Source organism: Flavobacterium procerum (assembly GCF_042431625.1).
GTDB lineage: Bacteria > Bacteroidota > Bacteroidia > Flavobacteriales > Flavobacteriaceae > Flavobacterium > Flavobacterium procerum.
Genome location: NZ_JBHLYW010000022.1, coordinates 643,723 through 657,603, shown reverse-complemented (window position 1 = coordinate 657,603; position 13,881 = coordinate 643,723). Strand labels below are relative to the sequence as shown.

9 protein-coding genes are annotated in these 13,881 nt (G+C 34.9%); 7 read left to right on the top strand and 2 right to left on the bottom strand.

Features of this window, described 5'->3' with window-relative positions; all coding sequences use genetic code 11:
- Positions 1-76: 76 nt before the first annotated feature.
- Complete coding sequence (locus ACFFLS_RS22210) at positions 77-1,501, bottom strand: aminotransferase-like domain-containing protein (protein ID WP_379687556.1); 1,425 nt, start codon at positions 1,499-1,501, stop codon at positions 77-79.
- A gap of 107 nt (positions 1,502-1,608) precedes the next feature.
- On the opposite strand from ACFFLS_RS22210, the gene ACFFLS_RS22205 reads away from it, so the two are divergent.
- The 7 genes from ACFFLS_RS22205 to ACFFLS_RS22175 all read left to right on the top strand — a co-directional run bounded on the left by ACFFLS_RS22205 (position 1,609) and on the right by ACFFLS_RS22175 (position 12,095).
- Positions 1,609-2,532 (top strand): EamA family transporter, encoded by a 924-nt coding sequence (locus tag ACFFLS_RS22205; RefSeq protein ID WP_379687555.1) that lies wholly within the window; start codon positions 1,609-1,611, stop codon positions 2,530-2,532.
- Positions 2,533-2,848: 316 nt separating this feature from the next.
- Positions 2,849-5,107 (top strand): acyl-CoA dehydrogenase family protein, encoded by a 2,259-nt coding sequence (locus ACFFLS_RS22200; protein WP_379687553.1) that lies wholly within the window; start codon positions 2,849-2,851, stop codon positions 5,105-5,107.
- A 200-nt stretch (positions 5,108-5,307) separates the two neighbouring features.
- Positions 5,308-6,951, top strand: a complete 1,644-nt coding sequence (susR, locus tag ACFFLS_RS22195) for a SusR family glycan utilization regulator (RefSeq protein ID WP_379687551.1) — start codon at positions 5,308-5,310, stop codon at positions 6,949-6,951.
- Positions 6,952-7,156: 205 nt separating this feature from the next.
- Positions 7,157-9,373, top strand: coding sequence for a glycoside hydrolase family 3 C-terminal domain-containing protein (locus tag ACFFLS_RS22190; protein ID WP_379687550.1), 2,217 nt, complete (start codon positions 7,157-7,159; stop codon positions 9,371-9,373).
- A gap of 242 nt (positions 9,374-9,615) precedes the next feature.
- Entirely contained in the window at positions 9,616-10,263 is a 648-nt protein-coding gene (locus ACFFLS_RS22185) for a DUF1349 domain-containing protein (RefSeq protein WP_379687548.1), read from the top strand.
- A gap of 71 nt (positions 10,264-10,334) precedes the next feature.
- Entirely contained in the window at positions 10,335-11,471 is a 1,137-nt protein-coding gene (locus ACFFLS_RS22180; RefSeq protein ID WP_379687546.1) for an acyltransferase family protein, read from the top strand.
- A 108-nt stretch (positions 11,472-11,579) separates the two neighbouring features.
- Positions 11,580-12,095 (top strand): hypothetical protein, encoded by a 516-nt coding sequence (locus tag ACFFLS_RS22175; RefSeq protein ID WP_379687545.1) that lies wholly within the window; start codon positions 11,580-11,582, stop codon positions 12,093-12,095.
- A gap of 39 nt (positions 12,096-12,134) precedes the next feature.
- Here the strand turns inward: ACFFLS_RS22175 and tyrS are convergent, their stop codons facing one another.
- Positions 12,135-13,337, bottom strand: coding sequence for a tyrosine--tRNA ligase (gene tyrS / locus ACFFLS_RS22170; protein WP_379687543.1), 1,203 nt, complete (start codon positions 13,335-13,337; stop codon positions 12,135-12,137).
- Positions 13,338-13,881 lie beyond the last annotated feature (544 nt).

The window sequence follows — 13,881 nt, the reverse complement described above, 5'->3', positions numbered from 1 at the left end:
TAATTGACTTGGTTTCTCAATTGTCGCCAGGCAGCGTTTTAATTAGTGATGCTGTCTGGCATTTTTTTGTGATTTACTACGAATATTTTTTAAGCAGATTTCCTAATGTCTGTATGGATTGTCTCAATTCGGTTGACCACGGAAGTCCAAAACTCAAACGCATACAGTTGGAAAACTGGTTCTGAAAAGAAAAAATCCTTCCAGGAGCAATGCTGATATTGTGTTTAAGCGCCAAATGATAAAATGATGCCGTATCGATATTTTTATCAAGCTCTACCCACAGAAAAAATCCGCCTTGTGGTTGGCTTACTTTTGTGCCCGCTGGAAAAGATTCTAATACCGTATTAATATAATTATTGCAGTTGTGGTTTAAAATCTGTCGTATTTTGCGAAGATGATTTTCGTAACGACCGTTTTTTAGAAAATCGCCAACAACTTCATGAGTAATTGTAGGCGAGGAGATGGTATGATATAGTTTGGTTCGTAAAACCTCTTTTTTAAATTTTCCTGGCAGAACCCAGCCTACACGATAGCCGGGGGCTAAAGTTTTGGAAACTGAACTGCAGCAGAGCACAATGCCGCTTTCGTCATACGTTTTGCAATTTGTTGGGCGACTTGTGCCAAAATAGAGGTCTCCGTGAATATCATCTTCAATGAGTGGTATGTTATAAAACTCCATCATTTTGACAATTTCTTTTTTATGTTCGTTCGGCATCATACTTCCAGACGGATTGCTAAAGTTGCTCATCAAGACACAAGCTTTTACTTTTTTGCTTGAAAGCGTTTTTTTAACTGCTTCGAGCTCAATTCCTGTCGTCATATTGGTCGGAAGTTCCATTACATACAAACCCAAAGATCTGGCGAGTTGCAAAATGCCAAAATACACAGGACTTTCAGTAATAATTGTATCTCCTGGTTTTGTCAAGGTTAGTAAACAATCTGAAATCGCAGAAATACAGCCCGGTGTTGTAATGATATCTTCCTCAGTCAGAGAACCGCCCCATGTAAACGACCAGCGCGCAATCTCTTTTCGTAAATTGCTGTTTCCCTGAATTTCCTCATAACTAGTGCCACTGTTTGGTAATTGGCGCATAGCCTGAACCATTCCCTTGTTTAGTTTGGCGATAGGAAGCAATTCATTTGAAGGGAAACCAAGCGAAAGCATCGTAAGGTCTTTTTTACGCATATCGCCATAAACCAAATCAATTAAGTCTTCACGCTCGATATTTTTGACAGTTAAAACAGGGTTGCTCGCTGATGGTTCGGGAATAATACGTGCCGAAATATTACTTACATAATAACCTGATTGCGGTCTTGATTCAATCAAAGAACGGCTTTCAACTTCATAATATGCTTTGCTGACTGTACTCATGCTGTAACCCGTTTCGGCGCAGACTTCGCGAATTGAAGGCAGTTTGTCGCCTACATTTAAAAGTCCAGATTTTATCTGTTTCTCGATTCGGTCAGCAAATTGAAGGTATAAGTAGCTGGAATTTTTCATAAAAAAAAAACTGTTATGCTGCAATTTACAAAAACTGTATCTGTATTGCTGTTTTATTTTTAAGAAATTTGCTTGATCAAAGAAAACAAATTCAAAAAACAAATTTTGTGAAAACAACAAAGTATTATATAGCTGCAATAATTGCTTTTGTAACATGGGGACTTTTCAGTTTGGTTTTAAGGCCAATTCACGAGTATCCTTCATTGGATATCTTGTTTTTCCGGGTTTTCAGTTGCAGTATTTTAATGCTTTTGATTGCTTTTCTATTCAAAAGAAAAAAAATAAAAGAGACCGTAGAAGTCTTTAAAGCCATGCCAAAATCAGAAAAAAGAAAATCAATTCTTTTGAATATTGGTGGAAGTGCTTTTTTGATGGCAAACTGGTTCACGTTTATTTATGCTATGAACCATGTAAGTATCAAAGCGGCTTCCTTGGCTTACTTAGTTTGCCCAATTTTAACGACGCTGCTGGCTTATTTTATATTAAAAGAAAAACTGCTTAAATCACAATGGATTTCGGTTGGTTTGAGTATTTCGGGCTGTTTGTTGCTTTCTTATACTGATATTTTGGATATGGCGTTCAGTATCGTTATTGGTTTAACATACGCTGCTTATTTAGTAAGCCAGCGTGCCAATAAAGGTTTTGACAAGTTTATCGTTTTGACTTTTCATATAACATTGGCTGCATTGTTTTTAGTACCATTTTATCCAAGTTATGGAGGACCGGTTCCAACAGAATTAAAGTTCTATCTCTGTATCGAAACAATCGCAATCTTATTTACAATTGTACCACTTTTCCTGAATTTGTACGCGCTTTCCGGAATCAATTCTTCAACAGTTGGTATGTTATTAAACATCAATCCGATGATTGCATTTGGATTAGCAGCCTTTGTTTTTAAAGAGAATATTACACCTTTACAAATTACAGCATACGGAATTATATTCGCTGCAGTGTTAGTTTTTAATTCACATCATCTTTTTGCCATAAAGCAAAAATATATCCTGTCGTCTAAAGATTCTCGCCAGACATAATCTTATATTTTTTATTGGTTTAAAATGTAAAATTACGAGAATCTTAACAGGGTTTTAAAACAGGAATGATTATTTTTCATTCCTGTTTTTTTATGCGATAAACTGAAAAAAATGTTTTGCCACAGATTTCACAGATTAAAATGATTACATTCTTTGTGTTAAAAATTGTTGCCACGAATTCCACGAATTCCTTTTTTTAAAGAATAGAAATTAAAATTTGTGAGAATTAGTGGAATTCGTGGCGAAAAAAAAATCATTTTAATCTGTGAAATCTGTGGCTAAAAAAAGAATACAAACCGAATCTTAATATATTCCTATGAAAAACAATAAACTACAAGCTTTTATTCCATTATTTTACTTAGTGTGGTCTGATGATCTTTTGACTCAGAAAGAATTTTCGACTTTAAAAGAATTCATAAATTCACTTGCAGCGCTGTCTTCAGACGAAAAAGAATTTCTTCTTTCAAAAGTTGATATTTCAAACCCGCCTTCGCGAAATGAACTCACACAATGGAAAACAGATATCGAAAAAAGCATTCTGGATAAATCATCAATAAAATCGATTTTTGATATCGCAAAAGCGCTATCAGGAAATGATTTAGATTTAACGCCAATAGAATCTGATTTTAAAAAACTTGAAAACGATCTTGGAATCTTAGGTGAGGAAGCTTTGCAGAATTTCAAAACAAAAGACGGTTCTTTTACGTCAAATTCTCAGACATCTGAAAATTTTGACATAAAAAAAATTACCGAATTTCTGGATGGCAAAGAAGCACCAATCATAAAAAAAGTAAAATCAGTCATTTCAAGACCTGAATTTGCTTATGAGACGTCTACCGATATTAATGTTTTTCGCCAAACGGTTTACAAATGGTGCAAAATCCTTGCCGATGAAAATTTAGGAAATATGGCGTATCCAAAACAATATGGTGGAGGAGAAAACATAGCCGATTATTTTGCGATTATGGAAACGTTGAGTTATCACGATTTGAGTTTAGTGATAAAATTCGGTGTGCAATTCGGACTTTGGGGAATGAGTGTACAATCTTTAGGAACAGAAAAACATTATGCTAAATATTTAAAAGATATTGGCTCGTTAAAGCTTCCGGGTTGTTTTGCGATGACCGAAACGCATCACGGATCAAACGTAAAAGGTTTGGAAACTACGGCAACGTACAATCATAATGATAAGACTTTTACTATTCATACGCCTTATAAAAATGCCCAGAAAGAATATATCGGAAATGCGGCGGTTCACGGACAAATGGCGACTGTTTTTGCTAAATTAATTATTGACAATCATGATTATGGCGTAAATGCTTTTGTGGTTCCATTACGAGATTCAAACGGAAATATTGTAAATGGAGTTACAATCGGCGATTGTGGTCATAAAATGGGATTAAACGGTGTTGATAACGGAACTATCAGTTTTGATAATGTTGTGATTCCGAAAGAAAATATGCTAGATCGCTTTGCTTCTGTTAATGATAAAGGGGAATTCGAAAGTCCGATTCCGAGTGATAACAGACGATTTTTTACTATGTTAGGAACTTTGGTGGGAGGTAGAATCGGAATTCCGCGTTCGGCATTAGCTGCAGCTAAATCAGGATTGACAATTGCCATTCGCTACAGTGATCAAAGAAGGCAATTCGGACCAGAAGGCGGATCAGAAGTGCCGATTTTAAATTATAGAATGCACCAGCGCAGATTGTTGCCTCATTTGGCGAAAACCTATGCGGTACATTTTGCTCTTCAATATTTAACTAAAAGGTTTTTGGGTAGAACCGAAGCCGAAATGCAAGAAATCGAAGCTTTGGCAGCCGGAATGAAATCGTACTCGACCTGGAGCACAAGAGATATTTTGCAGGAATGCCGTGAAGCTTGTGGCGGAAAAGGTTATTTGTCTGAAAACCGTATTGATGCCTTGAAAAATGATACCGAAATTTATACCACATTTGAAGGAGATAATACGGTATTAATGCAATTGGTAGCTAAAAATCGTTTGTCTGAATTCAGAAAATCGTTTGGAGAAATGGGCTCTTTAGGCATCATCAATTATGTATATGAAAATGCCAAAACGGCTCTTGCGGAAAAAAATCCAATCGCAACCAGAAGAACAGAAGACGAACATTTGCTGGATGTCGAATTTCATTTGCAGGCATTCGTGCATAGAGAAAAAACAATATTGGCTTCTGCAGCGAGACGTATCAAGAAATTGGTTGATGGCGGTTTAGAGGCTTATGATGCTTTCAATGTCGTACAGCATCAAATGATTGATGTTGCCCAAGCTTATTTGGAGCGTATTGTTTTAGAGCAGTTTCAGGAAGCTTTGAAAGTGATTGAGGATGAAAATTCAAAACAAATCTTAACCAAACTTTATCAGTTGTTTGCGCTTTCACAGTTAGAAAAAAATAAAGCATGGTATTTGGAAGATGGTTATATGGAAGCCGTAAAAACAAAAGCGATTCGAAAAATGGTCAACCAGTTGTGTTGGGATATTCGCCCAGATGCGGTCGCACTTGTAGATGCTTTTGATATTCCAGAAAGCTGTCTAGCAGCGCCTATTGCAGTTTAACTTTTTTTATAAACCATATAAGTGATATAAGTTCATTTAAAACTTAAGCTTGGTAATTAGCTTACACAAATCCAAAACTTAAAATTTCCTATATCACTTATATGTTTTAAAAATATTGGCTAAAAAGTTTTGGTTTTATTCGACGAACACTACATGTATTCGTACTTTACTATATTTGTGACTCTTTTTATACTCTTAGATTGAAAAAATATTTATTGTTTGTATTAGCAGTTTTGTTCAGCTCTCCGGCTTTTGCATTGGATAGCGAGGATGTTATTTTGACGAAATTAAACAATGCGATTAAAAACAAACAACATTACGTCAGGCTTAAAGAAGAACGGATTTTAAACTTCAAAAAAATAAAATCTGAAAATCTGACAGCAGAACAGGAATATAATTACAATAAAACGCTATACTTAGAATATCAGAAATTCAATTCTGATTCGGCAATTCGATATGTAAAAAAGAACATCAAAATAGCCGAACAGCTTCAGAATAAAAATCTTTTTAATTTGGCGCAGCTTCAATTGGTAACACTTTTTTCCTCTTCAGGAAAATACCGAGAATCAGAAGCCATTCTGAAAAGCATCAATAAAAAAAGGCTTTCTACAGATTTATTGCCTACATATTATGTATCCTATCGAGAATTTTTCGAACATTATGCGGCGAATAGTTATAATGAAGAATACCGCCAACAAATCATAAAATACAGAGATTCTCTGCTTGTAATTCTGAATCCGAAATCATTTGATTATAAGATAAACCGCATTCAGCAGGATATCTTTCATAAAAAATATAATAACACGCAGAAGCAGTTACAAGATTTATTGGCAGTTACAAAAGACGATAATCCGCAGTATGCGATGATTACGTATTTGCTCGGTAAAATTTATGAATCGACTAATAATCTCGAACTTAGAAAGAGATATTATGCGCTTTCTGCTACATCAGATCTTAAAAATGCTAATAAAGACAATGCTTCTCTTCAGGAACTCGCTTTGGTTTTTTACGAAATTGGCGATGTCGATATGGCTTATAAATTGACGCAGTCGGCGATTGAAGATGCTTTGTATTGCAATGTACAGTTTCGAACCTTATTAATGTCAGAAGTATATTCGATCATCAACACAGTTTATCTCGAAAAAGAAGCAAAACGCAAAACCGAATTACAGCTTTATTTATTATGCATCAGTTTGCTGTCTGTTTTTTTGGTTGCTGCCGTAATCTACGTTTACAAACAAATGAAAAAGGTTTCGCGAATTCGTACGGAATTGTACGAAACCAGTCAGAAATTAGCAGAATTAAACAAAGACATTACCGAAACCAACGAACAGCTTCAGGAAACCAACTCACAATTGTCTGAATCTAATCATGTTAAGGAAGAATACATTGCGCATTTTTTCAGTCTTTGTTCAACATATATTAACAAACTGGAGAACTATCGTATTGTTTTGAATAAAAAAGCAACGGCCAAACAGTTTGATGAGATTTATAAAATCTTAAAGTCAACGACTTTGGTAGATAACGAACTTGAAGAACTTTACAAAAACTTCGATATTATCTTTTTGAATCTTTATCCGACTTTCGTGAAAGACTTTAATGCCCTTTTGATTCCAGAAGAACAGATAGTTTTAAAACAAGGAGAATTGCTCAATACGGAACTTCGAATTTTTGCTTTAATCAGACTCGGAATTACTGACAGTGTCAAGATAGCGGCATTTCTTCGTTATTCTTTAAGCACCATTTACAATTATCGGACAAGAGGAAGGAATAAGGCTGCTGTTTCGCGAAATGATTTCGAAGAAAGAGTCATGAAAATAGGCTTAATGGTATTGAAAACTTAAATAAAATTTTAAAAGCACTACTTTTTTTAGTACTTTTTTTTATTTATTAAATTGAAAATCAATGTTTTGATTTTTTAAATTACTACTTTTTTGCGTTTAAAAATGTAACGTGTCCGATAACGTTTTAGTTTTACATTATGATAAAGGTACAAATGACCACTAGTACTTTTTTACATATTTAAAGCTTAAATAAATTACAATAGTTATGTTTAAAAACGTTAAAACAATCGTTGTTTTAGTTTTATTGAGTTCATTCGGATTGAATGCACAAAATAAAGTTCCGGTTTATCTTGATGATAAAAAGCCAATTAATGAGCGTGTAGAAGATGCGCTGAAGCGAATGACAACCGAGGAGAAAATTGCCATGATTCATGCGCAGTCTAAATTTAGTTCACCTGGTGTAAAACGTCTGGGAATTCCAGAAAACTGGATGACCGATGGGCCTCACGGAATTCGTACCGAAGTAAAATGGGACGAGTGGGATCAAGCAGGATGGACAAACGACTCTTGTATTGCATTTCCGGCTTTGACCGCACTTTCTTCAACATGGAATAAAGAATTGTCTTCATTATATGGTAAATCTATCGGAGAAGAAGCGCGTTACCGTAATAAAAATGTACTATTAGGCCCAGGAGTTAACATATATAGAAGTCCATTAAACGGGCGTAATTTCGAGTATATGGGAGAAGATCCGTTCTTGGCTTCAAAAATGGTTGTTCCTTACATTAAAGGCGTACAAGCAAATGGAGTTGCAGCCTGTGTAAAACATTTTGCATTAAATAATCAGGAAACAAATCGTAATTCTGTAAACGTAATCGTAGACGATCGTGCATTGTACGAAATTTATCTTCCAGCTTTTAAAGCGGCGGTTCAGGAAGGTGATGTTTGGTCGATTATGGGTTCATACAATAAATACAAAGGACAGCAATGCTGCCACAACGAATATTTGTTAAACGATATTCTTCGCGGAGAATGGGGTTTCAAAGGAGTTGTAGTTTCAGATTGGGGCGGTGTAAACGATACCAAACAAGCAATCCACAATGGATTGGATATGGAATTTGGCTCTTGGACAAACGGCCTTTCTTGGGGAACAAGCAATGCGTATGACAATTATTATTTAGCAAAACCATATTCTGAAATGATCAGAAAGGGCGAAATTGGAACAAAAGAATTGGACGAAAAAGTACGCCGTATTCTTCGTTTATCTTTCTTGACTACAATGGACAGAAATCGTCCTTTTGGTTCTTTTGGAACTCAAGAACACGCTGATGCAGGTCGTAAAATTGCCGAAGAGGGAATTGTGCTATTGCAAAACAACAACAATATTCTGCCAATCAATCTTTCTAAAACTAAAAAGATTGCTGTAATTGGAGAAAATGCAATTAAAATGATGACTGTTGGAGGAGGAAGTTCTTCTCTGAAAGCAAGATACGAAATTACGCCTCTTGAAGGATTGAAGAAGAGAATCGGAAATCAAGCCGAGATTGTATATGCAAGAGGTTATGTAGGAGATCCGACGAGTAATTATAATGGAGTAGTAGCCAAAGTGAGTTTGGAAGAAAAACGTCCGCAAGCTGAATTAACGGCAGAAGCTTTAAAAATTGCTAAAGATGCGGATATTGTTCTTTTTATTGGAGGCTTGAACAAAAGTGAAAATCAGGATGACGAAGGACATGACCGTAAACATTTAGAATTACCTTACGGTCAAGATAAATTAATCAGCGAATTGGCGAAAGTAAATAAAAACATTGTTTTTGTAAATATTTCTGGAAATGCAGTTGCAATGCCTTGGATTAAAGAAGTTCCAGGAGTGATCCAAGGATGGTTCTTAGGAACTGAAGCAGGAAATGCTTTAGCAAATGTTTTAGTAGGTGATGTAAATCCGTCAGGAAAACTTTCTTTTACTTTCCCTGTAAAATTAGCCGATAATGGAGCTCACGCTTTAGGAGAATTTCCAGGCGGTGATGATGTAAAATACAACGAAGGAATTTTTGTTGGATACCGTTGGGCAGACAAAAACAAAATCAAGCCATTGTTCTCTTTCGGTCACGGATTAAGCTATACTACTTTTGCTTACGGAAAAGTAACAGCTGATAAGAAACAAATGAGCGCTGGAGATAAAATTACGTTCTCTGTTTCAGTAAAAAATACAGGAAGCCGTGACGGATCAGAAGTAGTTCAACTTTATATCAGCGATTTAAAATCTTCGTTGCCTCGTCCGATAAAAGAATTAAAAGGTTTTGAAAAAGTGGCTCTTAAAGCTGGAGAAGAAAAAACAGTTACGTTTACAATCGATAAAACGGCTTTAAGTTTCTTCGACGATAAAAAACACGACTGGGTTGCCGAACTGGGAGCTTTTGAAGCAGTTATCGGAGCATCTTCTACAGATATAAAATCTAAAGTGGGATTCTCACTTCAATAATTTCATTATTTCTAAATTTGGTTGGTTGTAAAGCTGCAAGTGTAAAAAATTTGCAGCTTTGCTTTAGTTTTAATTTTACCATTAAGACATTAAGAAACATAAAAATAGCTTTTTGCAGATTAATTTACCATTAAGAAATTAAGAAACATAAAGGAGCGCTTTATTTTCTTAAATATAAACAGTAATATTAAAGTCTAGCTTAATTTTCTTACTATCTTAATGGTTAAAAAAATAAAAATGACATGAAAAAAATTACACTTGCAGTTTTTGCTTTATTTTTGATCCAAAACCTTTCAGCGCAAAGCTTAAATAAAATGCAATGGTTTAACGAGCCGGAAAAATGGGAGATTAAAAACAATGCTCTGATTATGAATGTGACTGCCAACAGTGATTACTGGCGAATTTCGCATTACGGTTTTACAGTAGACGACGCGCCATTTTATTATGCCAATTATGGAGGCGAGTTTGAAGCAAAAGTAAAATTGACCGGAAATTACATAGCTCGTTTTGACCAAATGGGGCTCATGATTCGTATTGATGAAAGAAACTATATTAAAACTGGAGTGGAGTTTGTTGACGGAAAATTCAATGTAAGCACAGTGGTTACCCACGATAAAAGTGATTGGAGCGTGACAACTTTAGAAAAAGCACCACCGTTTATTTGGATAAAAGTTGTGAGAAGATTAGATGCTGTTGAGGTATTTTATTCTTTAGATGATAAAAGCTACATTATGACTAGAAACGCGCCTTTAGAAGATAATAAACCGGTAATGGTTGGTTTAATGGCTGCTTCGCCTGACGGAAAAGGTTTTGAAGCGAAATTTGAAAACTTCACCGTAAAGCACCTGCCGGATCAAAGAAGGCTTGAGTGGCTTAAGAATCATCAATAGGGAAGTTAAATTTCAATTTTTAAATTCCAAAATAATTACTAACTAAAAAACTTAACCAAAACTAAATATAAATGAATTCAATTTCATCTGATATTACACCAAAAAAACATTACGAAATTTTAGACGGCCTGCGTGGCGTAGCGGCTATTTTAGTCGTGGCTTTTCACATTTTTGAAGCACACGGAGGCGGAAACCGTTTTGTACAAATCATCAATCACGGATATCTGGCAGTAGATTTCTTTTTTCTCTTATCAGGATTTGTTGTAGCGTATGCCTATGATGACCGTTGGGGAAATATGACACAATGGGAATTCTACAAACGACGTTTAATCCGTTTGCAACCAATGGTAATAATGGGAATGATCATTGGTGCTCTATTTTATTATTTTCAGGCATCAGATATATTGTTTCCGAGGATTGCAGGAATGGAAGTATGGAAAGTCATTTTAACCATGATCATTGGTTTTACGCTATTGCCGATTCCCCCTTCAATGGAAATTAGAGGTTGGGGAGAAATGCATCCTTTAGATGGTCCGGCATGGTCACTTTTCTTCGAATATATTGCAAACATTTTGTACGCCTTGTTTTTCCGCAGGTTTTCGAATAAAGTATTAGCTGTTTTTGTGGTGATATTTGCCGGACTGTTAATTAATTATACCATTTTTGGGCCTAAAGGAGATGTAATTGGCGGTTGGTCTTTGAATTTGGAACAAATGAATATTGGCTTTACAAGATTATTGTATCCATTTTTTGCTGGAGTTTTATTATGTCGTTTAGGAAAGTTGATTCATGTAAAAAATGCTTTCTGGATTTGCAGTATTTTAATCACCATTGTTTTAGCGTTGCCAAGATTTGGAGATGAAAACAGTCTTTGGATTAATGGTTTATACGAATCATTCTGTATTATTTTGGTGTTTCCACTTATTGTAGCAATTGGCGCTGGCGGGCAGATTAAAAGCGAATTTTCGAAAAAGATATGCAAGCTTTTGGGAGACATTTCATATCCAATTTACATTACCCATTATCCGCTGATTTATTGGTACACGGCATGGGTGGTAGACAATAAAATTTCATTGAAGCAAGGCTATCCGCTAGGAATTGCTCTTCTGTTTACAAGTATTCTGCTTGCTTATTTGTGTTTGAAATTATATGATGAACCAGTTCGCAATTGGCTTCAGAATAAATTTCAGAAGAAAAAAGCAGTATAATTTTTTTTTAGAGTTTGTAATTTTTTGTTAGTTACAAATGCAGAAGGGGATGAAACATTTTTGTTTTATCCCTTTTTTAATTAGATTTGATTCTAAAATACATAAGAAATGTCACCGATTGATGAAACCCACAAAATGCCGATATACATCAAGGCAGAACAGATTTTTCAGCTGACACAGGGACTCGTGCAAATTGTGCCACTTGAAAATGAATATCTTCAGGAAACTGTGGTTAAATTTATGCTTGAGAATTCCATGACAATTCCTGTAAAGATTGCAGGGGCAGAAGGTGGTGATTTATACGATCTAAGGATGGAAAATGCTGCAATCATTCGCAAAGCGGCTAGAGAATTGTATGTTCAGGCTGGAAGCCTTCGTTTTGAAGATGGAATCAGAGATAAAGATTACATTGAATTGCTGCGAAATACAATCGAAGAGTTTCGTCTTCTTTTTATAGATTGGGTTGCAGGATTTGATCAGTGGAATTATATTAAAGACAGTTGGGGATTGTTTAATCCTCCAGGAGTTACTGCACACGATAAAGATCCGGATGCAGATATTCCCTTTAATCCGAAGGATTTTTTTGAATTTGATGATACTAATTATGACGATGATGAAGATTAAAAAGAAAAGAACAGCATCGAAATGCTGTTCCGTTTAGTTTCATATCAATTCATAAAAATTTCGCTTTCCAATTTTTATTTTCGTTCCTTTTTGTAAAGAAATAGATTCGTACGGATTTGTAATTTTCAAATTGTTTATCTGAACTGCTCCACTTTCAATCAATCTTCTGTTAGCCGATTTTGTAATGTCATTTTTAATTAATGTACAAACATCCAGTAATACAATTTCATCTGACTCACTTTTTAGAGATGAAATCAAAATCGGAACAAATGTCTTTGCTTCTAATTTTTTGTTTTGAAATTGATTGATGAAGAAATTTTCTGCTTCATCTGCTTTGTTTGCATCATGGTATTGCGTGATGATATTTTTAGCAATCATTTTTTTGATGTTCATCGGGTTTTCATTTTCGAGCCTTTTTTTGATTTCTTGTTTTTCTTCGAATGAAAAATCAGTTGTTAAGTCTATAAATTCTAGAATAAGATTATCGGGAATCGACATCGTTTTACCGAACATTTCATTTGGCTCATCAATCAATCCGATTGTGTTGTGAAGCGATTTGCTCATTTTTTCTTTTCCATCCAAGCCTTTCAATAAAGGCATACACATTACAATCTGTGCTGGCATTTTGAAATTTTCCTGCAATTGTCTTCCCATTGTACAATTGAATAATTGGTCTGTACCGCCCATTTCGATATCGGCATTGATTTTAACTGAATCAAAGCCTTGCAAAATTGGGTAAACCAGTTCGTGCATTGCAATTGGTGTATTTTCGGAAAAACGTTTATTGAAATCATTTCTATGCATTAGTTGCGCTACTGTCACATTCGACATAATCTGAATCACTTCTGCAAAAGAAAGTTCGTCGAGCCATTCTGAGTTGAATGCAATTTGAGCTTTTTCAACATCGATAATTTTAGATAATTGCGAAATGTATGTTGCAGCATTGTGTTGTACTTCTTGAGTGCTGAGCGGTTTTCGACTTTTGTTTTTCCCCGTTGGATCACCAATTCTGGCGGTGAAACTTCCAACAAGAATCACAATCTGATGTCCAAGATCCTGAAATTGTTTCAATTTTTTGAGAACAACTGCATGTCCCAAATGCAGATCTGGAGCAGTCGGATCAAAACCTAGTTTGATGATTAATTTTCTGTTTTCTGTTTCAGCCAGTTTGATTTTTTCTTCCAAACCATTTTCAGGAAGAAAGATGGCGGCATTTTCTTTTAGTTTTTGAATTGTTTCCATTTTTTTGAAAATAAAAAAGCCCGGACGCAATGCCCGGGCTTTTAGGTTTATATAATTTATCTATCTAATTTACAGTTGTGAATACGTTGAATTATATGCATAGCCTATCCGAGCAGATATTATTGCATAATAATAAGTGCTGAAAAATGGAAGACGTAATATGCTGTTCAAGAATTTCATATCGAGTGCAAAGATAAATAATAAAATCTAATTTAATCTGCTGAAATCCTTTTAAAATCTGCGTGAAATACTTTTGCGCAACGATTTTTTCACGCAGATATATACAAATTAAAGCAGATTTACACAGATTTGAATTTAAAAAAAAATAAAAAAGGTTCAAAGGAAAAACTTTGTCCCTTTGAACCTTTGCATCTTAAAAAAAAATATTCTAAAACCAATTCTGCTTAAAGCTTCTTTGCTGAAATCCTTTTAAAATCTGCGTTAAATACTTTTGCGTATTGATTTTTTCACGCAGATATATACAGATTAAAGCAGATTTACACAGATTTGAGTATTGTAGCAAACAACAAAGGTTCAGAGGAAA